The 24,480-nt window shown below is 68.0% G+C and carries 25 protein-coding genes; 4 read left to right on the forward strand and 21 right to left on the reverse strand.

Annotated elements, in window-relative coordinates:
* Nucleotides 1-133: 133 nt before the first annotated feature.
* Nucleotides 134-898 (reverse strand): maleate cis-trans isomerase, encoded by a 765-nt coding sequence (locus OHA10_RS21025; RefSeq protein ID WP_371400454.1) that lies wholly within the window; start codon nt 896-898, stop codon nt 134-136.
* 64 nt (nt 899-962) lie between these two features.
* Between OHA10_RS21025 and OHA10_RS21030 the strand changes: the two genes are divergently transcribed.
* Complete coding sequence (locus OHA10_RS21030; protein WP_371400455.1) at nt 963-1,799, forward strand: class I SAM-dependent methyltransferase; 837 nt, start codon at nt 963-965, stop codon at nt 1,797-1,799.
* 45 nt (nt 1,800-1,844) lie between these two features.
* On the opposite strand, the gene OHA10_RS21035 is transcribed toward OHA10_RS21030, so the two are convergent.
* The 11 genes from OHA10_RS21035 to OHA10_RS21085 form a co-directional block, all read right to left on the reverse strand.
* The gene (locus OHA10_RS21035; protein WP_371400456.1) at nt 1,845-2,060 is read right to left on the reverse strand and encodes an antitoxin; all 216 of its coding nucleotides are present in this window, start codon (nt 2,058-2,060) and stop codon (nt 1,845-1,847) included.
* An 83-nt stretch (nt 2,061-2,143) separates the two neighbouring features.
* Nucleotides 2,144-2,899 carry an isocitrate lyase/phosphoenolpyruvate mutase family protein gene (locus tag OHA10_RS21040; RefSeq protein WP_371400457.1) on the reverse strand — a complete coding sequence of 252 codons (756 nt, stop codon included), beginning with the start codon at nt 2,897-2,899 and terminating at the stop codon, nt 2,144-2,146.
* A gap of 5 nt (nt 2,900-2,904) precedes the next feature.
* Nucleotides 2,905-3,852: a sigma-70 family RNA polymerase sigma factor gene (locus OHA10_RS21045; protein ID WP_371400458.1), complete on the reverse strand. Its 948-nt coding sequence runs from the start codon at nt 3,850-3,852 to the stop codon at nt 2,905-2,907.
* Nucleotides 3,852-5,180 (reverse strand): DHA2 family efflux MFS transporter permease subunit, encoded by a 1,329-nt coding sequence (locus tag OHA10_RS21050; protein WP_371400459.1) that lies wholly within the window; start codon nt 5,178-5,180, stop codon nt 3,852-3,854. Before OHA10_RS21050 ends, OHA10_RS21045 begins: the two co-directional genes overlap by 1 nt.
* A 129-nt stretch (nt 5,181-5,309) precedes the next feature.
* Complete coding sequence (locus OHA10_RS21055; RefSeq protein ID WP_371400460.1) at nt 5,310-5,750, reverse strand: PaaI family thioesterase; 441 nt, start codon at nt 5,748-5,750, stop codon at nt 5,310-5,312.
* Between the two features lie 13 nt (nt 5,751-5,763).
* Nucleotides 5,764-6,483 carry an anti-sigma factor domain-containing protein gene (locus OHA10_RS21060; RefSeq protein WP_371400461.1) on the reverse strand — a complete coding sequence of 240 codons (720 nt, stop codon included), beginning with the start codon at nt 6,481-6,483 and terminating at the stop codon, nt 5,764-5,766.
* Complete coding sequence (sigK, locus tag OHA10_RS21065; RefSeq protein ID WP_371400462.1) at nt 6,480-7,079, reverse strand: ECF RNA polymerase sigma factor SigK; 600 nt, start codon at nt 7,077-7,079, stop codon at nt 6,480-6,482. The genes OHA10_RS21060 and sigK overlap by 4 nt, the downstream gene beginning before the upstream one ends.
* Before the next feature lie 2 nt (nt 7,080-7,081).
* Nucleotides 7,082-7,744 carry a fasciclin domain-containing protein gene (locus OHA10_RS21070; protein WP_371400463.1) on the reverse strand — a complete coding sequence of 221 codons (663 nt, stop codon included), beginning with the start codon at nt 7,742-7,744 and terminating at the stop codon, nt 7,082-7,084.
* A 179-nt stretch (nt 7,745-7,923) separates the two neighbouring features.
* Entirely contained in the window at nt 7,924-8,919 is a 996-nt protein-coding gene (locus OHA10_RS21075; RefSeq protein ID WP_371400464.1) for a hydroxyacid dehydrogenase, read from the reverse strand.
* 9 nt (nt 8,920-8,928) lie between these two features.
* Nucleotides 8,929-10,818 carry a putative Ig domain-containing protein gene (locus tag OHA10_RS21080; protein WP_371400465.1) on the reverse strand — a complete coding sequence of 630 codons (1,890 nt, stop codon included), beginning with the start codon at nt 10,816-10,818 and terminating at the stop codon, nt 8,929-8,931.
* Nucleotides 10,819-10,843: 25 nt separating this feature from the next.
* Complete coding sequence (locus OHA10_RS21085) at nt 10,844-11,971, reverse strand: WD40/YVTN/BNR-like repeat-containing protein (RefSeq protein ID WP_371400466.1); 1,128 nt, start codon at nt 11,969-11,971, stop codon at nt 10,844-10,846.
* A gap of 109 nt (nt 11,972-12,080) precedes the next feature.
* Here OHA10_RS21085 and OHA10_RS21090 point away from each other — a divergent pair, with 109 nt between their 5' ends.
* Nucleotides 12,081-13,028 carry a transcriptional regulator TrmB gene (locus OHA10_RS21090; RefSeq protein WP_371400467.1) on the forward strand — a complete coding sequence of 316 codons (948 nt, stop codon included), beginning with the start codon at nt 12,081-12,083 and terminating at the stop codon, nt 13,026-13,028.
* Between the two features lie 14 nt (nt 13,029-13,042).
* Here OHA10_RS21090 and OHA10_RS21095 read toward each other — a convergent pair whose 3' ends face one another.
* Nucleotides 13,043-14,260: an MFS transporter gene (locus OHA10_RS21095; RefSeq protein ID WP_371400468.1), complete on the reverse strand. Its 1,218-nt coding sequence runs from the start codon at nt 14,258-14,260 to the stop codon at nt 13,043-13,045.
* A 158-nt stretch (nt 14,261-14,418) separates the two neighbouring features.
* Between OHA10_RS21095 and OHA10_RS21100 the strand changes: the two genes are divergently transcribed.
* The gene (locus OHA10_RS21100) at nt 14,419-15,240 is read left to right on the forward strand and encodes a nitroreductase family protein (protein WP_371400469.1); all 822 of its coding nucleotides are present in this window, start codon (nt 14,419-14,421) and stop codon (nt 15,238-15,240) included.
* Nucleotides 15,241-15,378: 138 nt separating this feature from the next.
* On the forward strand, nt 15,379-15,522 hold the full coding sequence (locus tag OHA10_RS21105) for a GPGG-motif small membrane protein (protein WP_371400470.1): 144 nt from the start codon (nt 15,379-15,381) through the stop codon (nt 15,520-15,522).
* Between the two features lie 136 nt (nt 15,523-15,658).
* Here OHA10_RS21105 and groL read toward each other — a convergent pair whose 3' ends face one another.
* The 8 genes from groL to OHA10_RS21145 are packed head-to-tail and all read right to left on the reverse strand — an operon-like array spanning nt 15,659 to nt 24,452.
* Nucleotides 15,659-17,353 carry a chaperonin GroEL gene (gene groL, locus OHA10_RS21110; RefSeq protein ID WP_371407972.1) on the reverse strand — a complete coding sequence of 565 codons (1,695 nt, stop codon included), beginning with the start codon at nt 17,351-17,353 and terminating at the stop codon, nt 15,659-15,661.
* Between the two features lie 21 nt (nt 17,354-17,374).
* Nucleotides 17,375-18,400: an NAD(P)-dependent alcohol dehydrogenase gene (locus OHA10_RS21115; RefSeq protein ID WP_371400471.1), complete on the reverse strand. Its 1,026-nt coding sequence runs from the start codon at nt 18,398-18,400 to the stop codon at nt 17,375-17,377.
* Nucleotides 18,397-19,110: an iron-sulfur cluster assembly protein gene (locus OHA10_RS21120; RefSeq protein ID WP_371400472.1), complete on the reverse strand. Its 714-nt coding sequence runs from the start codon at nt 19,108-19,110 to the stop codon at nt 18,397-18,399. Before OHA10_RS21120 ends, OHA10_RS21115 begins: the two co-directional genes overlap by 4 nt.
* Nucleotides 19,110-20,153 carry an amidohydrolase family protein gene (locus OHA10_RS21125; protein WP_371400473.1) on the reverse strand — a complete coding sequence of 348 codons (1,044 nt, stop codon included), beginning with the start codon at nt 20,151-20,153 and terminating at the stop codon, nt 19,110-19,112. Before OHA10_RS21125 ends, OHA10_RS21120 begins: the two co-directional genes overlap by 1 nt.
* 16 nt (nt 20,154-20,169) lie before the next feature.
* Entirely contained in the window at nt 20,170-20,544 is a 375-nt protein-coding gene (gene mimD / locus OHA10_RS21130; RefSeq protein ID WP_134104567.1) for a propane 2-monooxygenase effector subunit MimD, read from the reverse strand.
* The gene (locus OHA10_RS21135; RefSeq protein WP_371400474.1) at nt 20,541-21,728 is read right to left on the reverse strand and encodes a hypothetical protein; all 1,188 of its coding nucleotides are present in this window, start codon (nt 21,726-21,728) and stop codon (nt 20,541-20,543) included. Before OHA10_RS21135 ends, mimD begins: the two co-directional genes overlap by 4 nt.
* Nucleotides 21,725-22,777 (reverse strand): NADH:ubiquinone reductase (Na(+)-transporting) subunit F, encoded by a 1,053-nt coding sequence (locus OHA10_RS21140; protein WP_371400475.1) that lies wholly within the window; start codon nt 22,775-22,777, stop codon nt 21,725-21,727. The genes OHA10_RS21135 and OHA10_RS21140 overlap by 4 nt, the downstream gene beginning before the upstream one ends.
* Before the next feature lie 22 nt (nt 22,778-22,799).
* Nucleotides 22,800-24,452 carry a hypothetical protein gene (locus OHA10_RS21145; RefSeq protein WP_371400476.1) on the reverse strand — a complete coding sequence of 551 codons (1,653 nt, stop codon included), beginning with the start codon at nt 24,450-24,452 and terminating at the stop codon, nt 22,800-22,802.
* Nucleotides 24,453-24,480: the final 28 nt, after the last annotated feature.

The following is a 24,480-nucleotide window of genomic DNA, read 5'->3' on the forward strand; positions in this document are numbered from 1 at the left end:
AATCCAGCATCACGCAGTACCCCCTGCAGCGCCCCACCATCCCCTTGGACCAGCAGCCTACGACGCAAATCCCTTTATTTGCACCCCTTCCGGCGTTTTGACTACCAGCTGAGTGTCTGCTGAGTGCCGTTGCCTACCGCACCCCGAAGAGTTGGCCGTACGTTGTCGGACGGGCCGCACTCTGGGCAGCTTGGAGCAAACCCCAGAGCAGACCGGAGTTCGCCGTCACCACCGGGATCCGCAGATCCTCCTCCAGGGCGGTGATGACGCCGACGGCGCGGAAGCCGTTGCCTCCGATGAAGACCGCGTTTGCGTCCGCGGGGGTGTGGTGGACGATCCAGGCGAAGAGTTCCGAAGGGTTGACGCTGCGTTGATTGCTCGGTAGCTCGCAGGGTGCGTGGAAGACAACTTCCAGGCCGTGGGAGCGGAAGTACTCCGCGCCCAAGTGGTCCAGTTCGGCGTCGAACCAGGGCGGGTCGAACAACGCGATGCGATCGATGCCTAGCGCACCGAATCCGGCGACGGCGGCTGCACACGGAGCGACGACCGGGATGCCGGCGCGGTCAGTCAAGCGATCGACTACCTTGCGTTCGCCGTCCGGGCCGCCGACGTACGACGGACTGGTGAAGCCGATGCCGATGGCACTGATCGGTGCTGCCGCCAGCAACGCCGTGGCGTCGTCGATCGCGGGCGGTTCGACGAAGGCGTGTACCGGGGCGAGCGGGATCGTCGGGTCCATCGCCCCGCCGGCCGCCATCCCGCCGAACGGCACGCGGGTCGCGTGAATGCATACGCCGTCCGGCGCCATCGCCTGCAGCTCTGACTCGGGCCCGACGTCTCCGTGCGGTATCAGCACCCCGAGCCGGGTGCGCACGTCCCATCCGTCCGATGACCACATGAGACCCCTCCTTCCCCCACAAATGAGTGTGCGCCTCGTTCGGTGGGGTCGGTAGCCTCGGGCGGTGAGTGATGACTGGGACTGGCAGTGGGATGCGAGTTTGTATGCCGGGAGTGCTCGGCATTACGCGGTGGGGCGGATGGCCTACCCGGTGGCGTTGGGGGAGGCGATCCGGGACGCGTTGGAGTTGGACGGGCGCGGGCGGTTGCTGGATGTCGGTTGTGGGCCGGGATCGCTGACGTTGCTGTTGGCGCCGTACTTCGCGGAAGCGGTCGGGGTGGATGCGGACGGTGAGATGGTCGAGGTCGCCGCGGCGCGGGCTGTTGAGCAGAAGCTGAGCAATGTGAAATGGCAGCAGTTGCGGGCGGAGGAGCTGCCGGGTGAGCTCGGGACGTTCCAGGTCGTGTCGTTCGCGCAGTCTTTCCACTGGATGGATCAGGAGCTCGTCGCCGATCGGGTGCGCGGGATGCTCGCGCCCGACGGCGCATGGGTGCACGTCGGCGCCACGACGCATCGCGGGATCGAAGGGGAGCAGGAACTGCCACACCCGCGGCCGCCGTGGGATGCGATCGATGAGCTCGTGACGCGATACCTCGGTCCGGTACGGCGTGCCGGTCGCAGTGCACTGCCGACGGGAACGCGCCCGGGCGAGGAGGTGGTCATGCGCGCTGCCGGCTATCGCGGGCCGACGCGGGTAGTCGTCGGTGGCAACGAAGTCGAGCAGCGCACCGTGGACCAGGTCGTCGCCGCAGTGTTCTCGCTGTCCAGCTCGACGCCGCACCTGCTCGACGCGGAGCTGCCGGCCTTCGAGGCCGACCTGCGCGAACTGCTCACCAAGGCATCGGACAACGGCCTGTTCTCCGAGCAACGCCGGGAGATCGAAGCCGTCATCTGGCGCTGACACCTGCCGTTCGAGGGGGACGAGCCCCCTCGAACGGCATCAGGTTCAGGACTGGTTGTCCGGGATGTCGTCGTTCTCGCCGTCGAGGTTGTCCAGCTGGTCCTTGGCGAAATCGGTGCCCTGATCGATCTTGTCGCCGTACTTGCCGCCGGTCTTCTCGTCGGCGAAATCGCCGGCCTTGTCGAGGCCTTCGCCGACCTGGTCGCCGTGCTCGTTGACGAGATCGCCGGCCTTGTCCTTCATGTTGTCGAACATGCCCATCGTCTTTCCCCGTTCTGTCGATGGTTGCCTTGTCCTACCAACGCCGTTATTACCCGATCGCAGCGATCCCACACAAGGGGTGATCAACCGGCAAACGGATTCCGGTCCGCCTGCAGGGCGGGGAGTACGGTCCCGGCGAACACGCCGTACAGGTGTCGCTGGAACATCGGGCCGAAGCTGATCCGGGCCACCCCTCGCGCGGTGTAGTCGGCCACCGAGTGCGCGCCCTGGCCGTACGCGACGTTCACCGGGCCGTCGATCTGCGTCGTCAGCGTGCTGATCACGTCGAGCTCGCCGACTCCGATCGGGTACACACAGTCGGCACCTGCGGAGAGGTACAGGTTCGCACGATCGAGCGCGGTCTGTAACTGTTCCGCATCCGAACCGGCCTTGCGGATGAAGGTGTCGATCCGGGCATTGACGACGAGCTCGTCCCCGGCCGCGGCCCGGACCGCGGCGAGGAAGTCGGCCTGCTCGGCCGGATCGACCATCTTCCCGGTGGCGGGATCGGAGTCCTCGAGGTTGAGGCCGACGGCGCCGGTGGCAACGAAGCGTTCGACCAGCTCGGCCGGCGGCAACCGGTAGCCGCGTTCGAAGTCGACCGTGACCGGCACGGACACCGAGCGTGCGATACGCGTCGTCGCGGCGAGTACGTCGTCGACCGGGACGTTCTCGCCGTCGTCGTACCCGAGGATCGCGGCCGTGGCGTTGCTGCTGGTGGCGACCGCGCCGAAACCGGCCGCCTCGACGACCCGCGCCGACGCGGCATCCCAGGCGTTCGGTACGACGAGTGGAGTACCGGGAACGTGCAGGTCCCGGAGAGTGGTTGCCAAGGACATCAAAATCAGCTCCTGTGGATCAAAGGCAGCCCGAAGGCTGGGAACAAAGCAGGTTGGTGGAAGGCGAGCACCGCCGAGATGCCCGCGGAAGTCAGCGTGAGCACCTTGACCGAATGCGCGTGGTACTGCCCGTCCGTGCCGTGGATGTAGAGCGCGAAAGCCGGCTGGCCGTTCGCCGACGTCTCGACCAGCGCACGTCGATCGGGACCGGGCCGCAGCTTCGAGTCGAGCAACCGCAGTACGTCGGCCCGCCCGCTGAACCAGGTCGGGATCGGCGGCATCTCCCACCGCGCGTCCTCGGTGAACAGCCCTTCCAGGACGACGAGATCCTTGCTCTCCATCGCCGCCTGGAACTGGTCGAGCAGAGCCCGCCGTAGTGGCTCGTTCGGTTCGCGTACCTCGTCCTCGCGCGGCTTGAGCCGGGCGAGTTCGGCGCGCGCCCGCTGCAATGAGCTGTTCACCGCCGCGGTCGTTGTGTCGAGCAACGAAGCGACGTCCGCGGCCGGCCAGGTGAGCACCTCGCGGAGGATCAGTACGGCGCGTTGGCGCGGCGGAAGATGTTGCATCGCGGCAACCATTGCCAGCCGCAGGCTCTGCCGGTCGCCGACGACCGTGGCCGGATCCGCCCCGAGCAACTGATCCGGGAAGGGCTCCAGCCACGGCACCTCGAGCGCTTGCGCATGCAGGTCCTCCGGGTCGTTGCCCGGAGCACCCAGCGCCGACGGGACGACCCGGCGGCTGCTGTGTTGTAGGAGGTTCAGGCACACGTTGGTGGCGATCCGGTACAGCCAGGTGCGGATCGTCGAACGGTGCTCGAAGTCCGCATGGCCCCGCCAGGCGCGCAGGTACGTCTCCTGGACCGCGTCCTCGGCGTCGTGCAGCGAGCCGAGCATCCGGTAGCAGTGCGCCACCAGCCCGCCCCGGTGCTGTGCGAACTCCTCCTCGAGGTTCATCAGACTCCTTCCACCACCAACTCGTCGGCCCGGTCATCGGTACGACGACGCCGCGCCGCGATCGCGAAGCCCGAGAGTGCCCCGAGCAACGACAGTACGCCGCCGCCGGCGAGCGCCCGCTCGAATCCGTTACCGGTGTAACCGCCGGCCGCGGTGAACACCGATCCGAGTACGGCGACCCCGGCCGCGCCGCCGAGCTGACGGTTCATGCTGTAGATCCCGGACGCGATGCCGACGGCGTCGCGCGGGAGCGCCGACATCGCCGCGCTCTGGGCAGCGGGCATCGCGAGCGAGATCCCGCAGCCGCAGATCACCAGCGGCGCGATGAGTTCGTAGTAGTGGTCGGCGCCGCGGCTCACCCAGAACATGCCTGCGGTCTGCAGCGCCATACCGATCACGACCAGCGGACGCTCACCGACGCGGTCGACCAGCCGCCCCGCGATCGGCCCGACGATGAAGAGCGTCGCGGTCCACGGGAGCAGCTGCAGACCGGCCTTGAACGGCGCCGATCCGAGCTCGGCCTGCATGTACTGCGAGAGGAAGAAGACCGCGCTGATCAGCGCGGCGGTGAGGAAGAAGCCGGCCGAGTTCGCCGCGGTGAACGTCCGGTTCCGGAAGAACGCGAGCGGGATCATCGCGTGATCGGTACGCCGTTCCCACAGCCCGAACGCCGCCAGCATCACGACCCCGACCGCGAACGCCGTGAGTACTTCGGCGCTCGTCCAGCCCGCCGACTCGCCACGCACCGTTCCCCAGACCAGACCCAGTACGGCGAGGCTGATCAGCACCGCGCCGGTCAGATCCAACCGCCGCGCCGGTCCGGTGCTCTCCGGGATCTTCGCCAGTACCAGGGCGATCGCGACCGCACCGATCGGCACGTTGATCCAGAAGATCCACTGCCAGGACAGCCCCTCGGTCACCGCGCCGCCGATCAGGGGTCCACCGAGTACGGCGATACCCGTCACGCCGCTGAACACGCCGATCGCCTGACCGCGTCGCTCCGGCGGGAACGCCGCGCCGAGCAGGCCCATCGCCAACGGCATCACCATCGCCGCACCGACGCCCTGCACGGCCCGGGCCGCGATCAGGACCGGCAGGGACGTGGCCAGCGCGCAGGCGACGGACGCGGCGGTGAACAGCGCCAGTCCAGCCGCATAGGTACGTCGCCGGCCCAGACGGTCGCCGATCGCGGCGGCCGTCATCAGAAGCATCGCGAAACTCAGTCCATAGGCGTTGACCGTCCATTCGAGCTCCTCGGCCGAGGCGCCGAGGTCGCTCCGGATCGTGGTCAGGGCGGCAGCGACCACGAGGGTGTCCAACGCGACCATGACCGACCCCAAGGAGGTCAGTCCTAGAACCCATCGTTGTTGACCTGTCATTCGTGCAGAAGATTGCTTCACACCTGTACAGACCGGCGCCGAGGGGCGAACTCATCGCTGCGATGAGAACGAGTTTTTTCAGCGCTCGGGCCGGGCCTCGACCTGGATCAGGGTCTGCTGACCGACGGCGACCAGGCTCCGTCGGGCGCCGGTGACCGCAAAGACCTCGAGTTTGCAGATCGTCAGCGTCCGGCCCGGCTTGATCACCGTGCCGACAGCCTCGAGCCGTTCGCCCTCCGCCGGGGCCAGCAGGTTGATCTTGAACTCGACCGTGAGCACCGTCGTACCCTCCGGGAACAGCGTGAAGGCGGCGTACCCACCGGCACTGTCCGCGATCGAGCTGGTCGCACCCGCATGAAAGTACCCATGCTGCTGCGTGACCTCAGGCCGACTCGGCAGCTCGATCCGCACCTCACCCACCCCGACGTACGAGATCCGCGCGCCAAGATGCTCCATCAGCCCCTGTCGCCGGAAACTCTCCTCCACCCGCGCCCGGACGTCAGCAGCAACCTCCTCCATGCGCGCGAGAGTACTAGACCAACGGGACTACCGCGGCGGCCGGCAAGGTGGGGGTCGGGGAGCCGCCGTCGGGTTCGATGGTGAGGCCGAAGGTGGTCATGCCGGTGGTGGAGCCGTTGATTACCTGGGTGATGTCGCCGGTCGCGAGGCCGATCGAGGTGGCCTTGTTTGCCGGGTCCATCATCCAGAGTTGCCAGGTGTGGTGCGCAGGCAGCTTCGGGAGGTCGCGGAGTACTACGACCGACTTGTTTGCCTTCGTGGACAGGACGACCGTGGCCTGGCCACCGCCTTCGACCGTGCCGTGGACGGTGCGTGCGTCGGGCTGGGCGAGTACTGCGGCCATCTGCTGGTTCGCGCGTTCCGCGGCGGTCCGGTCCTGGTACTGATCGACCGCGACTCCGCCGGCGGCAGCCACCGCGAGCGCCGCGGCGGCCAGGGTGAGCACCGAGCGCCGGGTGAAGCGCCGGGTCTTGGACGTGGGCGCGACGACGGGGACCTGCGGAGGCAGTTGGCGGACGTTCTCGATGGCGGCCATCACGTTCGTCTTCAGGCCGGGTGGCGGCGGGGTCGAGACCTGGGTGGCGAGCTTGACCGCGGCCGTACGCAGTTCGGCGACCTCCGAAGTGCAGAACGCGCAGACGGCGAGGTGGGCCTCGAAATGGGTCCGTTCGTTCTCGGGCAGCGCGTCGAGGACATAGGGACCGGCCAAGGTGTGCACGTCCGGTTCTGTCATGGCCGTTCCCCCTTTGTTGATCCGAGGCAGTCGCGCAGGCGGATCAGGCCGTCGCGCATTCGCGCCTTGATGGTCGGAAGCTTCGCGCCGAGTTGCTGGGCGACCTCCGGGTACGTGTATCCGTTGTAGTACGCCAGTTCGATCGACTCGCGTTGCAGCTCGGTCAGCGACCCGAGGCAGCGCCGTACCTGCTCTGCCTCGAGTCGCGTGCTGACCGTGTCGGCGACCTGGTCGAAGTCGACCTCGGCGGACCGGGCGCCGGCCAGGTCGGTCCGGTCCGCCGAGGCCTGCTCGGAGCGGACCCTGTCGACCGCGCGACGGTGCGCGATCGTCAGGATCCACGAGTGCGCCGAACCCCGCTCGGCGTCGTACCTGGTGGCCGTCCGCCAGACGTCGATCATGACTTCCTGCGTGACTTCCTCCGACTGGGCGGGGTTGCGCAGGATCCGGCGGACCAGGCCGAACACCCAGGGTGCGACCCGGTCGTAGAGCGCGCTGAACGCGGCCGTGTCACCGGTCGCGGTCAGCGCCAGGAGGTCTCCGTCGGATCGGTTGTGCGATCCGACGGGCCAGGGAAGCGCGGTGGGTTCGGTCACGGTCAGCTTGCCGGGGGCATCAGCACGGAGTCGATGAGATACACCGTAGCGTTCGCGGTCCGTACGCCGCCGCAGATCACGTTCGCGCCGTTCACCTTCAGGGTGTTGCCGGAGCCGGTGACCGTGACGTCCTGCTTCTCGACGGTCGCGTGCGTGCCGACCACCGCGGACGGGTCGAGCTGACCGGAGACCACGTGGTACGTGAGGATCTTGGTCAGCAGCGCGTCGTTGGTCTTCAGCGTGTTCACGGTCGCGGCCGGGATCTTCGCGAAGGCCGTGTCGACCGGGGCGAAGACGGTGAACTCCCCGCCGTTGAGCGTGGAGACCAGGTCGACCTTCGGGTTGAGCTTGCCGGAGACGGCCGCGACCAGGGTCGTCAGCAGCGGGTTGCCCGAGGCGGCGGTGGCCACCGGGGCGGCCGCCATACCGTCGATCGAGCCGGCGCCGCTCGGGTTGGCCTTCGCGTACCCGGCGCAGCCGGGGCCGACCAGATCGCTCGCGGCGTCACTCATGGCCGGAGTGCTGGCGCTCGCGGACGGCGTGCTGGACGAGGCGGCCGGAGCGCTGGAGCTGCTGCTGTCGTCGGAACCACCGCAGGCGGACGCGGTCACGGCGAGTGCCAGCGCGCTGAGGGCGAGGCCGGCGCGGGTGAGGTGCTTGGACATGACGTCATCTCTTTCCTGACGAGGTTGGCTTACACCGGTACTTCGGAGCCGCTCGCAGGCCGGATGGGTTAGAGATTTTGAAAGTATGGGTTCGCGCTAGCAAGGTCGACCGGTGAGATCCGCCACCACCTGGACGCCTTGCATCGTCAGGCCGTGCGGGCAGCCTCAGCCACCGTCTGCTAACCCATGCGGGCGAGAGCGGCCTCAGTCAGCTCGTACTTGAGCTGCTCGCCCGCCGCGTACCGCTCGATCTCGGCAGCGGTGATCTCGCCCATCTCGAGGTAGCACTCGACGGTCGCGGCAGCCTGGTGTGGAGTCAGCAGGACGTTGGCGAGGCTGCGGTACGGACTGTCAGCCGGCAGCGGCTCCTCGTCGAACACGTCCAGCGCTGCGTCGATGCGGCCGGCCTGGAGTTCGTCGAGGAGCGCGGCGGAGTCGATCAGCCAGGATCGAGCCGTGTTGACGAGCGATGAGCCGTCCGGCATGAGGGCGAGCTCGCGGGCGCCGATCATCCGGCGCGTCTCGGGCAGGGTCGGCGCATGCAGCGCGACGACCCGGCTGGTGCGGAGCAGGTCGTCCAGCGTGGTCCGCCGGACGCCGAGCTCGGTCGCGCGATCGTCGGTGAGATAGGGGTCGTAGACAACGACCTCGGCACCGAGCGCGACCAGCATCCGGATGTACTCGACGCCGGTCCGCGACGCCCCGACCACGCCGATCCGCGAGGACGTGAGCCCGTGCTGCGGTGGCGCGTCGTCCCGCCACGCTCCGGCGTGCATCTGGTGGTCGAAGCGCTGGATCCGGTGCAGCAGGCTCAACGTGAACGCGAGCGACACCTCGGCCACCGGCTCGGCCATCGCCTGCCCCGCCTGCGTGATCCGCAGTCCGCGCCGGAACACCTCGTCGGTGACGAAGTGTTTCACCGACGACGCACTGTGCGCGATCAACCGCAGCCGATCCGCGTGGTCCAGCACCTCCGCCGTCAACGGCGTCGCGCCCCACGACGTGATCAGTACGTCGGCACCGGGCAACGCCGCCGTCAACGCCGCGGCGTCACCAGGCTCATCGAGTACGACGACGTCCCCGAGCGCCTCGAGCCGCGCGACGCTCGCCGCCCCGAACACCATCTCCCGGTACGACGGCGTCGCCGCCAGCACAATCCGCAGCTTTTCGGCCATGACCGAATCTTAGTTCACCGAGACGTCGTCCAGCAGGAACGTTGTCGGCGCCCCTTCGTTCTCCGTGCTCGTCCACTCCAGCGTGACCGTCCGGCCGCGGTACGGCGTCAGGTCGACGGACTGCGTCGCGTACGACGGCGTACTCCGGTTGAAGGTCTTCACCGTGTGACCGTCGACGGTCAACTGCAGCACGTCATCGCCACCGACGACCCGCAGCGCGAACCGCAGAGTCGGATGCCCGAACGACGGGACGCTCACCCGCTGGCTGAGCGAGTCGGTGTGCGTCGTACCGGTCCCGCCGAGCCAGGCGTAGCCCAGCCCGCTGTGGCTGTACTGGCCGTCCGCGCGGATCACGTCCGGAGTCTCGGTCCAGCCGCCGGTGCCGGATTCGAAGTCTCCGTTGACGACTGCGTCCTTGTGGGTGCTCACGATCCAGTTGATGACGGTGTTGCCGCGGGCCTTGGTGGAATCGGTCCCGGTGACGGTCACCGAGTAGGTCCCGGGTGCGGTCGGCCGCCCGTAGATGATCCCGCTCAGCGCGTCGATCCGGAGTCCGGCCGGCAGGCCCGTTGCGGAGAAGCGGACGAGGCCGCGACCCGAGTCCGTCGCGCGGGCACGCAGTACGACGACATCGCCGGCGGCGTTGAACTGCTGGGTCGGTGCGGAGACCGTGATCCGGTTGGCCTTGGTCGGCGAGGTCAGCGCGCGGGTGCCGATCGGCGTACCGAGGCCGGTGGGGCCGTCCCAGCCGGGCTGCGCCGTGCACAGGGCAGCCGGGGTGCACGAGCCGTTGTTGCCCTCGACAACATCGTTGAGGTTGCCGGTGGCCCCGTACGGGTATCCGGCCGGACGGGAGTCCGGAGCGGGGTCACCGGCAAGTGCGTAGGTCGCGGCGATGACCGGGGCGGCCGCGCTGGTTCCGCCGTACACGGCCCAGCCGGAGCCTCCGGTGGTCTGGTACACCGCGACGCCGTTGGCCGGGTCGGCGATCGCGGAGACGTCCGCGATCGCGCGCTTCGGGCAGGTCGCGGCCGGGATCACCGACTGCCAGCTCGGCTTGGCGGTCAGGCTCGAGCAGCCCGATCCGGTGCCCTGGCCGGGTCCGTTGTTCCAGACCGTCTCGGTCCAGCCGCGGGGCGAGTCGTCCTTGGTCAGCGTCGTACCGCCGATCGCAGTCGTGGCCGCGGAGCTCGCGGGGTAGGAGACGCCGGCGTCGTAGTCGTAGTCGCCGGTGGAGGCCGCGTACACGACACCGCGCGGGTTGAAGTACAGCTTGTCGAGCTCGGCCAGGTCGGACGACTCCGGGCCGCCCCAGCTCAGCGAGACGAACTTCGCGCCGAGCTCGTTCGCGGTCTTCACCGCCTTCAGCAGGTCGTCGCTGGGGGAGTCGGACTCGATCAGCGTGATGCCGCAGTTCGGGCAGATCGCCGACACCATGTCGAGGTCGAGCGAGATCTCGCCGGACCACGACCGCGACGGCGCGGGCAGCGGGCTCGGCAGCCCGTCCTGGTTCAGCTTCTGGAAGCAGCCGTTCGCGGTCGTGCACGCCGGCAGCCCGAACTGCTTGCGGTACACCGCCAGGTCGGCCTCGGCAGTCGGGTCGTCGTACGCGTCGACGATGTAGACCCGTTGCCCTTGGCCCGCTGTTGCTGAGGGCAACTTGTACGCCGACTGCAGGTCGGACGGACCGTATCCGGCCGGCGTGTCGGTCAGCGCCTTGGCGCGGAAGCCCAGGTCGGCCCGCCGCTGGGCGAAGCAGGTGTACTCGCCCGGCTCGACCTTCTGGTCACAGCTCGCGACGATCTTCGGTGATTCCTGGGTGTCCGCGGCCGCGGCCGTCGTCGAACCGGCGACGAGGACAAGCGCGAGCGGGACGGCCAACCGGCGCAATGAGATCACTGTTCTACTCCTGAAGGGATCGGCGTCACGCCGGGACGAGAGTGGTCTGCTGCCAGCTCGCGCCGGCGTCATGGCTCACCCAGAGCTGCGTGTTCTGCGTGTACGCCGCATCGCGCTCGACGATCCATGCCGTCGTACCGGACTGCTGGACCAGGTCGTGGATGTGCTCGCTGTTCTCGAGCCATTCCTGGTCGATGCGCCACGCCTTCGACAGTGTCGGCCGGTTGTAGACGAGGCTCGCGGTGAGCGTGCTGAGCATGACCGCGCCGTCCGGCCCAACCGACAGCTGCCCGGCCAGACCGAGCCCGCCCGGGATGGCGTCGTACCGGAAGGTCCTGCCGCCGTCGCCGGAGACCAGGAGGGTCTTGTCGGAGTGCCCGCGGCCGAAGTTCGCCATGCAGAGCACGTAGACGCGCCCCGGGCCGTTGGTCGCGAGGTCGGTCATCGTCGCGTCCTCGGCGTCGGCGCAGGTGACCGTGCTGGTCGGCCGCACGGCGCCGTTGCGGATCGTGGACAACCGGCCCGGGCCGACGAACGGCGCGGCCAGGAAGTAGACCGTCGATCCCTCGGCGTCCATCGCGACGTGATCGTCGGCGGCGACCGGGATGTCGAGCTGCTTCCAGCCGCTGGACTTGCCGGCGGGTGCGCGCCAGACCTTCAGCGGGCGGTCGTCGCAGATGCCGGTGCCGATCTCACAGCCAGACGTGACGAGGTAGGTGCCGTCGGGGGCTGCGAGCAGGTTGAGGACCTTGGCCTCGCCGCCGGGCAACGGGACCTGCGTCCATGTCTTACCGCCGTCCTTGGTGGCCTCGAGGTACGGGTCGTAGGCCCAGCCGAACTTCGCGTTGGCGAACTGCAGGCTGGTCAGGCCGGGCTCGCCGCTCTTCGCCAGCCCGTTGTGTGTGCGGCCGGCGGCGCTCCAGGTCTTGCCGCCGTTGTGTGTGGCGAGCACCTCGGCCGGGCAGGTCGCAGTACCGCAGGCGACGCCGCCGAGCACGTAGCCGTCGGTCTCGGTCGGCCAGACGATCGACTGCGGAGCGAAGGCCGGCTCGGTGGGATCGGCGGTCGCGACGTCGGCCCCGGAGCCGACCAGAAGCGCGGTGACAACGGCGCCTATCAACGCGATTGTCTTGCGGCCGGCATGCAGACGCACAGTTCACTCCTCGGACAGGCGACGTTTCCTGGGACACGCTAAGCCCTGATCCCGCCATTCCGACGCCCATTCCGGCCAAACGCCGATCCCGGCCAACTAGGCTCAGTGGGTGGCTGATTGGGAAGCAGTTGGGCTGTCAACGGTCGATGCCCAGGTCTATCGGCAGCTGCTGCGGGATCCGGGGGTGCCGGTGGAGCAGCTCGGCGAGGTCCTGGAGTTGCCGGACATAGCGCAGGCCGTGGAGCGGCTCGTCTCGGCCGGGTTGGTGCGGAGCGGTTCGGAGGCCGCGCCGGCTCCGGTCGACCCGCGGTCGGGGCTGGGCATGCTTGTGCGTGAGCGACGGGCCGCGCTGGACGGTGTCGCGGCGATGACCGACCAACTCGCCCGTGAGTTCAGCGCCGGTCAGTTGCAGGCCGAGCCGAGTCGGCTGATCGAGATCGCGGTCGGCCGGGACGCGATCGAGGCGCGGATCGACGACATGCTGCGCGGTGCGACGCAGCAGGCGGTCGGGACGGACACCCCGCCGTACGTCGCGGACGGTAGCGCGCAGGTTTCGGGCGCGGAGTTGGCGTTGCTCGATCGTGGGGTGCGGTTCCGGTCGATCTACGCGGCTGAGGTGCTCGACCATCCGGGGTGGGTCGAGCGGTTGCGGGCGATGGGTGAGCGCGGGGAGCAGTCGCGGGTGCTGCCGCAGGTGCCGGTGAAGCTGCTGATCGTCGACGGGACGACGGCGATCCTCCCGCTGGCGGGTGGGCCGTCGACGCCCGGGCAGGCGCGAGCCGTTGTGGTGTCGGACTCGGCGTTGACGAGTGCGCTGCAGGTGTTGTTCGACCAGCTGTGGAGTCAGGCGACGCCGTTGCGGCTGTCGGAGAATGCGGATCCGAACACGACTCTGATCAACCTGCTGGCGAGTGGGATGAAGGACGAGGCGATCGCGCGTCAGCTCGGGGTGAGTGGCCGGACGTTGCGGCGGCGAATCGCTCAGGTGCAGGAACAACTCGGCGCCACCAGCCGCTTCCAGGCCGGCCTCCAAGCAGGCCGCCGCGGCTGGAGCTGAGCCGTGGCTCGGAGCTAGGCCGCGGCCGCGGCGGCGCGGCGGCTGGCGCGGGTGACCAGGAGGTGGAGGGTGACCGTGATCGCCAGGATGATCCCGGCGACACCGAGTAGACCGTCCGGCGACGATCCGGCCGTCAGCGCGACACCGCCGAGCGCGCTACCGAGCGCCGAGCCGAGCGAGATCGCGCTGCCGTTCAGCGCGATCACGATCGTCGCCGAGTCCGGCGCCATCGTTGCGAGCCGGGCCTGCTGGGGTACGGCGCCGCCGCCGTTGCCGACGCCGGCCGAGAAGAACCACACCAGCCCCCACACCGCCGCCACGACAGCCGGCGCGAACATCAGCGCCACCATGCCGAGGATCGAGTTCAGCAGCAGGCCGATCAGCACCACGGTCAGAACCTGGATCGCGCTGAAGCGGTCGACGAGCCGGCCGGTGATCGCGTTGCCCGCCATGCTCGAAACGCCGTACCCGAACATGATCAGGATGATCGCCCAGTGCGCATGGAAATGCGGCCCGAGGATCAGGGTGGCGTACGTGAAGCAGGTGTAGCTGCTGCAGAGGATGCCGGTCGTGACGAGCAGTCCGGCGAGGAGCCGGGGTTGCTTGAGCGGGCGCAGCCGGTCGACGAGCGTCCCGCCCGGCAGATGGAGCTGGGGGAGCCGGAGCAGGATGCCGACGAGGGCGATGGCGCCGACCACCGCGACCATGATCATCGGGAACCGCCAGCTCGACTGCCCGATCACCAGCCCGATCGGTACGCCGAGCGCCGTCGCGGTCATCCAGCCGCCGAGCACGAACGACAACGCCTTGCCGTGGTGCTCGGGAGGCGTCAGCGCGATCACGTATCCGGTGACGGCCGCATTCAGCAGGCAGCCGCCGAGCGCCGCGATCACCCGGCCGCCGAGCGCGATCGGGTAGTTGGTCGCGATCCCGACGATCAGGTTGCCGAGCACGAACACGGCCAGCGCGAGCGCGATCGTCGTACGGCGTTCCCACCGGGACGTCAGCGTCCCGAGCACGGGACCGGCGAGCGCGGCGGTGAACGCGAACACCGACATCAACTGGCCGGCGGCCGCCGCGGTGACGCTCAGGTCGCCGGCGATCTGCGGGAGCAGACCGGCCAGCACGTACCCGTCGATCCCCATCGAGAACGTCGCGACCGCCAGCCAGATGAACGGACGGTAGGAGAACCCCTGCCCGTCCACCGCGCCCGCGGCCCGCGTCTGCGTCATGTGAATATCTCACCCCGGGCAGGACACCCACGGCAAGAGGAATCTGATCAAATCTGCCAGAAAGTGCGCATCTGTGATCACCGATGGGCAGGATAACGGGCCGTCTTGCCCCATGAGACCGGGACTGAATTGTCTGGTCGAAAAGTAATCTTCCAGGTGTGACGACTGCGGAGAGTTCCTACCGGCTGCGCTACGGATCGAGTACGGCGTTCGCGCCGCCGGCGGTGTGGAACGACGTCATCGCGCAGCAGCTCGCGCATCGATCGGTGCGGTCCTACCGGCCGGATCCGGTGCCCGATGACACGTTGGCGGCGTTGATCGCGGCCGCACAGTCGGCGCCGACGTCCGGGAACCTGCAGTTGTGGAGCGTGGTCGCGGTCCGGGACGACGTACGGCGTACCCGGCTGGCGGAGCTGGCGGGGGAGCAGGAGTTCATCGCGCAGGCGCCGGTGTTCCTGGTGTGGCTGGCCGACCTGGCCAGGGCGCGGCACATCACCACCGAGATCGGATCGGCGACGGCGGAGGCCGCGGACTTCGTCGAGGCAGCGCTGCTCGCATTCGTCGACGTCGCGCTCGCCGCACAGAACGCTGCACTGGCAGCGGAGTCACTCGGGCTCGGCACAGTGTTCGTCGGCGCGATCCGGAACCGTCCGCTCGACGTCGCCGCGGAGCTGCGGCTGCCGCCGAACGTGTTCCCGGTCTTCGGTTTGACCGTCGGCCATCCGGACCGGCTCGACGAGGCCGCGGTCAAGCCTCGGCTGCCGCAGCAGGCTGTGCTGCACCACGAGACGTACGAACTCGAGCCGCAGGAAGCTCATGTGCATGCCTACGAGCAGGCGTTGAACACCTTCTACGCGAGTGCCGGCCTGCCGACGAGTTGGATCGCACGGGTAGCCGGCCGGTTCGGGGCCGTCGAGGGGCTCAAGGGCCGCGAGCACCTGCGCGAAGCTCTTCAGATCCGCGGCTTCGAACTCCGCTGACGATCGTCAAAACGGGCGTTTTATTCAATAGCTGAAGGGTTTGCGGGGCGACGCCCCGGGCACCGGTTCGGGCGATACGGGGATCACATCGTGCCGGGACCAAGCAGTCATGCCCGGCTCGGACGAAGGGAAGGAAGCATGGTATTTCTCCTGTGGATCATCGCGGTGATCCTCGTCGTGGCCGGAATCGTCTCGCTGTTCCGCGGCCAGGTGATGTGGGGCGCCGCCCTGATCATCATCGGTCTGCTGGTCGGCCCGGGCGGCGTGAGCATCTTCACCTGATCCAGGCAAGCGAATACGTAACGGCCGCCCGGGTACCGGAGAGCCGTGAGGGACGTATCCGGGATCGCCCCGGTGCCGGTGAGCGTCGAACGCTCGTGACCATGATCCGGCGCCGGGGCGAATCCTTTCCAGTTTGCTAACCGACCGACGGGCCGAGGCCCAGGGACTGCGGCGTGCTGGAGTCGGGGCTCGGCTGATGCAGGCCCTCGTCCAGTGCGCCGTACTCCGTCATCAGGGCGGGACTGCCGCCCCACGGGGTCTGCTCCTCGGCGATCAGGGTGTTGGTCGTGAGCAGCAGGCCGGCCACCGACGCGCCGTTCTGCAGCGCGGAACGCGCCACCCGGAGCGGGTCGATGATGCCCATCGCGAGCATGTTCCCGTAGACGCCGTCGAGGGCGTCGAAACCCTCGTCGACCCCCATCTGCGACGTACGCTCCAGCACCTCGGCGCCGTTGTAGCCCGCGTTCGCGGCGATCAGGTACGCCGGTTCGCGCAGCGCCCGCCGGACGATGTCGACACCGGTCTTGTAATCGCCTTTGACGTCCAGGCCGTCGAGGGCTGACGCGGCATGCAGGAGGGCCATGCCGCCGCCCGCGACGATCCCTTCGGCCATCGCGGCCCGTGTCGCAGACAACGCGTCCTCGACCCGGTGCTGGAGCTCCTTGAGCTCGGCCGGGGTCGGCGCGCCGACACGGATGACCGCGACCTTGCCCGACAACGAGCCGATCCGCTCGGTCAGGACGTCCTCGTCGACACCGAACGTCGCCCGCTCCAGCTCGGACCGCAGCTGCGCGATCCGGAACGCGACGTCCTTGTCGTGCCCGCTGCCCGCGACGATCGCGGTCCGGTCGGCGGTGACCCGGACCTGGTCCGCACGGCCCAGCTGGTCGATCGTCATCGTCTCGAGGCTGAACCCCGAGTGCCGGCTGTAGACCGCGCCGCCGGTGATCGCGGCGATGTCCTCCAGTTTGTGCAGCCGCCGGTCGCCGAACCCGGGCGCCTTCACGGCCACGCACTGGAACAGCCCGTTGACGTGGTTGTGCACGAGCATGCTGAGCGCCGTACCTTCGAGGCTCTCGGCGATGATCACCAGCGGACGCGGCTCGCGCATGATCTTGTCCAGCAGCGGCATGATCTCCTGGACCTTGGTGATCTTCTCGCTGCACAACAGGATGTACGGGTTGTCGAGGACCGCCTGCAGGCTGCCCGGATCGGTCACCATGTACGGCGACATGTACCCGTTGTCGAACTCGAACCCCTCGACGAAGTCCACGCCCATACCGTTGATCGAGGACTCCTCGACGGTGACGATCCCGCCGTCGCCGACGGTGTGCAGCGCCTTCGCGATCACCGCGCCGACGATGTCGTCGTCGTTCGCCGAGATCGCCGCGACCCGGGCGTAGTCCTGCTCGGTGACGACCGGGTGGGCGACGTCGCGCAGCCGCTCGACCAGCTTGCCGACGGCCACGTCGATGCCCCGTTTCACCAGAACGGGGTTCCCGCCGGAGCCGATCGCGTGCATGCCCTCGCGGATGATGGCCTGCGCGATCACGGTCGCCGTGGTGGTGCCGTCGCCGACGATGTCGTTGGTCTTGATCGCGGCTTCCTTGACCAGCTGGGCGCCCATGTTCTCGAACTGGTTCTTGAGGAAGATCTCCCGTGCGATCGTCACGCCGTCGTTGGTGACGACAGGCGATCCGGTGATCTTCTCCAGGATGACGTTGCGGCCTTTCGGCCCCAGCGTCGACTTGACCGCGTCCGCCAGCTGATCGACGCCGGCCAGCAGAAGATCGCGGGCACTCTCTCCGAATCTGAGTTCCTTGGCCATCAGTTCCCTCCGGAAATGGTCGTGTTACGGAACGAGGATCGCGCGGCCGCGGACCCGGCCGGCGTCGAGATCGGCGACCGCGTCAACGGCCGCGTCGAGCGGATAGGTCCGGGTGTGCAGCGTGACCTTGCCGGCCTGGGCGAGCGCCATCAGCTCGGCCAGCTCGTTGAACGTGCCGACGATGTTGCCGACGATGTTGCGCTCGGTCGAGATGATGTCCAGCGTCGGGATCTGCACCTGACCGCCGTACCCGATGACGAAGTACGAACCGGCCCGGCCGGTCATCGCGAAGCCGTCCTGCTCCGCGCCCTGTTCGGCGACGAAGTCCAGCACGACGTGTGCGCCGGCGCCGTCGGTCAGCTCCAGCACCTTCTCCACCTGCTTGCCGTCAGCAACGACCGTCTGGTCGGCGCCGAGCTGCTCGGCCAGCTTGAGCGCGTCCGGGTTGCGATCGACGACGATGATCCGCGCCGCCGTCAACGCGGCCAGGCACTGTACGCCGATGTGCCCCAGACCGCCCGCGCCGATCACCACGGCCGTCGTACCGGGAGGCAACAGTGGCAGGGCCTTCCGGACCGCGTGGTACGCCGTGATGCCCGCGTCGGCGAGCGCCGCGACATCCTGTGGTCGCGTGCTCGGGTCGAGCTTCACGCAGGCGCGGGCGGAGGTGAGGAGGTACTCCGCCATCCCACCGTCGCTGTCCAGCCCGGGGAACGAGCTGTTCTCGCAGTGCATGTCGTCCCCGGCGCGACAGGCGTGACACAGACCGCAGGTCGGTGTCGGATGCAGGATGACGGTGTCGCCGACCTGCACGTTGGTGACGGCCGAGCCGACCTCGTGCACCCAGCCGGCGTTCTCGTGGCCGATCGTGTACGGGAGCGACGGATGCATCGCCGCGTCCCACTGACCCTCGATGATGTGCAGATCGGTACGGCACACGCCCGCGCCGCCGATCTTGACGATGACGTCCAGCGGGCCCTTGACGACCGGTTCCGGTACGTCCTCGACCACTGGTTGCTGGTGGTACCCGTGCAGTCGAACGGCCTTCATCCCTGCTCCTCCTCGCCCGCACCGGTTTCGGTGTACCGGTGCTTCAGCATGCCCCTGCAGATACCGGTGTTGGCCTCGATGCCGGTCCGGGTCAGCCGGGCCAGCCCGAGGTGTCTGGCCGCCGCGGGTGCGGCGATCGCCTCGCCGGTCGCGACGTCGACGAGCAGCGGTGCGTCCGGCCCGGTCGGCAGCCCGAGTTCGGACCGGCGACGCAGCAACCGGTCGAGCCCGGGCGACGGCGGCACGTCGGCGATCGTCAGCCGCGCCACCTCCGCCGGATCGGTGCCAGAAGCAACAAAAGACCGGCAGACCTGATCGGTCCCGGCCAGCACCGCCTTGGCGACGAACGTCCGGCGCAACTCGTCGAGCTCCGCCGCCGCCTCGCCGTCGAACGACGCGACGAACCCCGCCCGCGCCGCCACCCCGGCATTGATCTGGGCGGCGGCGAAATGATCCTCCAGCGCGACGTCGACCGATCGCAGGCCGGGCAGCGCCGCCACCACGTCGTACGCGTCGGCGACCATCAGGAACGCGAAGTTCGGCGCACAGAAGTACGTCGGCAGCCGCAGCCGCACGACCGCGTCGCCGGCGGCCGACACGACGCAGGTCGAAACGAATCCCAGCGTCGTGATCGGCTCGTCCAGCTCCGGGTCCCGGACCGCACCCAGTGCGTCCAGGACCCGGTCCTTCTCGGCGGCAACCGCTGTCATTACGACGCGACCAGCTTCGAGTCGTCCTGTGCGGCGGGTGTCTCCTCCTTCAGTTGCAGCTCGTCCGGCACCTTGATGTCGTAGAGCTTCGCCGCGTTCAGCCCGAGGATCTTCTTCTTCCCGTCCACCCCGAGCCGCGGGTAGTCCGCGAACTCCGGCTGGTCGGGGAACTCCCAGTCCACGAAGCCCTCGATCTGCCACTTCGGCTCCCAGATGCCGTAGTCGCTGCCGAACGTCATCTTGTCCTCGCCGACCCAGAACAGCAGTTCGCCCATCACCTTGTTGAAGAACTGCGGCCGCGCGTGCATCAGACCGCCGATCACGACCGACAGACCGGCGTACACGTTGGGTTCCTGGGTGGCCATGAAGCAGAAGTCCTCGATCCGCGGCAGACCGACGTGCTCGACGATGAAGTTGAGCTCGGGGAAGTCGGTCGCGGCGTGGTCCACATCGGCGACGTCGAACGCGTCCTTGTCCAGCGGCCAGATCGTGGGGCCCTTGTGGACGTGGATGTTCTTGATCCCGAGTTCCTGCGCCTTGGCGAGGTAGGTGTACGCCGCCGGGTCGGTCAACTTGTAACCGCGCGAGCCGGCGTTCCACTCGGCCGTGTAGAGCTTGACTCCTCTCGAGCCGTACCGCTCGACGTTGCGTGCCAGCTCCTCCAGGCCGGCGTCACCGTCGCGCGGGTCGAACCGGGTGTTCAGCACGAACATCCCCGGGTGCTTCTCGCCGAGATTCGCGTTCTGCTCGGTGGTGTTGAAACCCTCCGTGTACCACTCCTTCAGGTACGTCGGCTGGAACACCGCGACGTCCACGTAGCCGTCCTCGAAGACGTCCTTCATCAGGTCGTCCTCGGTGTAGCTCATGAACTTCTCGATCGTCCAGTGGGTCTCCTTCGGGCCGAGGCTCTGGTACGCGTGGAAGCATTCGATCCAGCCCTTCGCGTACTGCTCCGCACCCTTCACCCAGTTGTCCGGGCCGGCCTTCCACATGTGCATGTGGCTGTCGACCACGAAGTACTTCTCACCATTCTTCTCGTACACGAAAGAGACCCCCTGGTCAGCTGGATGCGGTCAGGTCGAAGCCGATGTACTCGGCGGCGTCCTCGGGGTTGGCGAACATGATCGTCCGGTCGTCGAGGTGGACCATGCGGCCGTAGTGGGTCGACATGTTCTCCTCGAACTCGGCCTGGTCGAAGTACCCGGGCTCCTCGCCGAGCGCCTCGGAGATGTCGTCGTAGACGAAGTCCATCCGGTTGATGGCGTCGACCCGGATCATCGACGGCAGGTGCGTCACGGTGACGTTGTCCTGGCCGGTCATCACCTCAGCGACAACCGCGCCGACCTGGTTGTTCATCAGTGTCACGCCGCACTTGTTGGACGCGGTGTTGTCCTGCTTGAACGGGCTTTCCGCGGTGGTGAACGTGCTGGTCACAGTGACAGCTCCTTCGGTTCCTCGAGGCCCAGCGAGGTGACGATGCCGCTGAACCGGCTCTTGACCCGGTCGAGGCCGTCCTCGAACCGTGGCGGTTTCGCGTCCGGCTGCGACCACAGCGGCTGCAGTGCACGGGCCGCGGTGAGCGACTGCGCGGTCCACTTCGCCGCCCAGTCCTGCATGATCGACTTGTTGTGGTCCGCGAACTCCTTGTCGTTGGTGAGCAGCTCGAACATCGCCGTGGTGTAGCGCAGGTCGCGCTCGGCGAAGTCGTACTCCGCCGCGCCGACGACCGTCGGGGTGACGAAGTCGCCGTTCCGCGGAGACGCCTGCTGCACCAGCTGGCTGCGGAACAGTTCACCGACGAGCGGCTCGAACACGACGTTCGCGGCGAAGATCGCCTCGCACCAGTCGTCGATCGCGGTCAGCTGCTCGGCGACGTCGCGCACGCCCTGCCAGGCCGGATCGCTGTTCCAGGTCTCCAGGTGCGCGGTGCCGTCGAAGCCCTCGATCTCCTCGGACAGCGTGAGGTTGTACAGCGCGAGGTCCTGGGCGGCGCGGATCCGGTGCATGCTGTTCACCGAGATCGCGTTGTTGTGCATGTTCGTCGGTGCGCGGCGGTTCGCGTTCGCATACAGGTACAGGCCGAGCCCGTGGTCGACGTGCATCCAGGCGCCGACGTGCTGCTCGACGAAGCGGACCCAGTTCGTGTTCCACTGCTCGAACGCCTTGGACTGCTTGGCGGCCTCGACGTTCTGGGTGACCTGGCGGACCACGTTCGAGTTGTACCGGTAGAGGGTGAGTTCCCACTCTTCGTTCGGGTCGCGGAACTCGTGCCAGCCGGTGGCCGGCCATTCCTTCACGAACAGGCCGCCGGTGCCGGGTCCACGCTGCGGGCTGGGCTTGTCCGAGCCCCAGGCCTTCAGCACGGTCCAGTCCAGCGGGTAACCGCCGCGGCCGTCGGAGAAGCCGTACAACCAGCCCTGGCTGAGGTAGTGCCGCGGGTCGGGCTGTACGTCGACCGTGACGTCCTCGTAGTGGGTCTGCTTGCGCTTCTGCGGCGTGTAGTAGTTGTACCGCCGCGAGTTCGAGTCCGGGAACTCGCGGGCGCCCGCCTCGGCATCGGTGAAGACCGGCTTGGGCACGCTGCGTTCGGTCTTAGGTGAGTCCTGTGTGGTGGTCATCGGCTTCCTGCCTCCAGCACTTCCGAGTCACCGGCGTCGCCGGTCGTGGTGAACTTGTCGTAGTAGATGTGCTTGGTCGCGACCCCGAGCCGTTCGAGCAGCGGGATCGCCGCCTCGACCATCGGCGGCGGACCGCACACGTAGGCATCGGCTCCGGTCAGGTCCGGCTCGAGCCGCTTGACCACGTCGGTGATCAGTCCGCTCTCGCCGGTCCACTCCTCTTCCGACAGCGCCGGCACGTACCGGAACCGCGGCAGCCGCTGCTCGAGCTCGTGCAGCTCCTCCTCGAAACACAGGTCCAGCTGCGTCCGGGATCCGTAGTAGAACGTCGTCGGCCGGTCGATACCGCGCTCGGCCATCGACCGCAGCAGGGCCAGGATCGGCGCCATCCCGGCCCCGCCGCCGAGGAAGACCAGCCGGGCGTCCGGATTGTCCCGGAGGGTGAACACCCCGAACGGCCCGGTCAGGTCCAACCGGTCACCGACCCGGAGGCGCTGGTCCAGGAACTCCGAGAACATCCCGCCCGGGTACACCTTGATGACGAACTCCAGCTGCCCGCTCTCACGGCTCGACGTGTTCGCCATCGAGAACGAGCGACTCGCGCCTTCTTCGCCGGAGTCCGGGACCGAGATGTCGACGTACTGTCCTGGGAAGAACTTCAGCTCGCCGGGCTCGGTGAGCTTCAGCACCAGGTGCCGGAGGTCGTGCGTCACCGGGGTGATCGCGACGACCTCCGCCGTCCGTTCCTGGATCGGCAGACCCGAGCGGATCATCTCCTCGTCGTAGTTGAGCAGCTCGATCGTGAGGTCCTCGAAGGCGTGCGCCCGGCACAGCAGCGTGTAGCCCTCGTCCAGTTCGTAGTCCGGCAGCGCGAAGGTGCTGTAGCGGTCCAGGTCGATGTCCTCACCGTCGAGGACGAACGACTTGCAGGACGCGCACTGTCCCTCCTTGCAGCCGTGCATGAGCATCACGCCCTGCTCGGCGGCCGCGCGCAGGATCGTCTGGTCCTCGTCGACCTCGATCTCGATGCCGACGGGTTCGAACCTCACGACGTGCTTGTCTCCCATGGGATCAGGCGTCAGCGGGAGCGGGTCGTCCGGCCGGGCCGCCCTTGACGTAGCGCGCCGCGAACGCGGTCCGCTCGTCGTCGGACATCTCGTTCAGCAGTACGTTCGGGCTCGCCAGCGGCGGGCACTTGCGCAGGTGGTCGAGGGTCCACATCTTGTCGGGGTTCAGGTCCAGGTGCGGCTGCGCGACCATCGTCTTGCCGTCGTCGCGGACGAAGCCCATGTCGGACACCACGTCGGCCCAGTTCCAGCCGTGGTACAGCGTCTCCCACTCGCGGTGGCCGATCAGCTTGCCCATGTTCGGCGTCTGCCGGCCCTGGTACGTCGGCCGGAACGCGGTCTCGTCGGTCCACTTGCACATCTCGTGGCAGTACGTCCGCCACTGGCCGTCGACCTTGGCCATCACCATGTCCTCACGGACCAGACACGGCACCATGCACGTCCAGCAACGGTGCGGGTACTCGTAGTCGACGTCCTCGAAGACGATCGGCTTGTGCCCGTTCGGCGTGGACAGGCGGTTGTAGTTCTCCCACCAGGCGCCGTACTTGTCGTACCAGCCCGGATACTTGTACTCGAACCACTCGAAGTCCTTGTCCGTCATCGGGTCGATCCGCCAGTAGTTGGCGAGCCAGCCGGTGGCGAAGAACTGGGCGACCTCGTGCACGTAGCCCTTGTTCCAGATCTGGTTCCAGGACTCCTCGATCAGGTCGTGCGGGATCTCGAGTCCGTACTTCTCCAGCGGCACCAGGTAGCTGCGGTAGTAGTCGTCGTAGATCCAGCGGCGCCACATCTCGGCGTACGACTCGCGGTCCTTGCGCCGGTCCTTGGTGCCGTACTCGATGAACGTGCCGATGGCGGCGTCGACGACGCGGTGGTTGTTCCACCAGGCGTACCGCAGGTCGCGGGCGAGCAGCTGGTGGTTGTCCTCGTCGGCGAGCGCCATCAGCAGCGTCGCGTAGCCGTTGCTGATGTGCCGGGACTCGTCGGACTGGACCGAGTGGAACACCGTCGGCAGCAGGTAGTCGCCGTTCGCGGCAGCCTCGGCCGGCATCGCGACGAACAGCGTGTTGGTGAAGGCGGTCTCGGCCACGATCGTCAGGTAGATGCTGGCCGCGGTGATCGCGTCACCGGTGATGAAGCCCTCGGCGAACTGACGGCCGATGGTGCCGCAGTAGTCGCTCTGGAAGTCGCGCAGGCTCGAGTTGAAGCCTGCTGGGTCGATGTAGTTGTTCATGTACAGGCGCTTGAGGTTCTGCTGGATCGTCGAGTGCCTGACCTCGTCGATCATCTGGATGGCCTGCCCGTTGTGCAGTTCGGGGTTCGGCACGGTCCGGAACAGCAGCGGCATCGCCCGCGCGGCCGAGATCTCCGGCAGCGGGATGATGCTCAGGAACAGCTTCTGCCATTCCAGCCAGCGTTCCTGGACCTGGCGGAACATGTTGCCGCGGATCGCGCCGTCCGAGGCGCCGTACACCCGGTGGTCCTTCTCCTCCTGCATCGGGAAGTACGACCGCAGCACCTGCTTCAGGGGGTCTTTCTTCTGCGCCTTACGGAACGTGTAGTCCGTCCCGTACTGGGAGACCGGCTCGTGGTACGCCGGTTCCCATGACAACTCCTGGATCTTCTGGTGGGCCTTCGCCACGCTTTGGCGACTCATGGCTTTCCTCCCGCTCATGTGGCCGGCT

This window comes from Kribbella sp. NBC_00662 (assembly GCF_041430295.1).
Lineage (GTDB): Bacteria > Actinomycetota > Actinomycetes > Propionibacteriales > Kribbellaceae > Kribbella.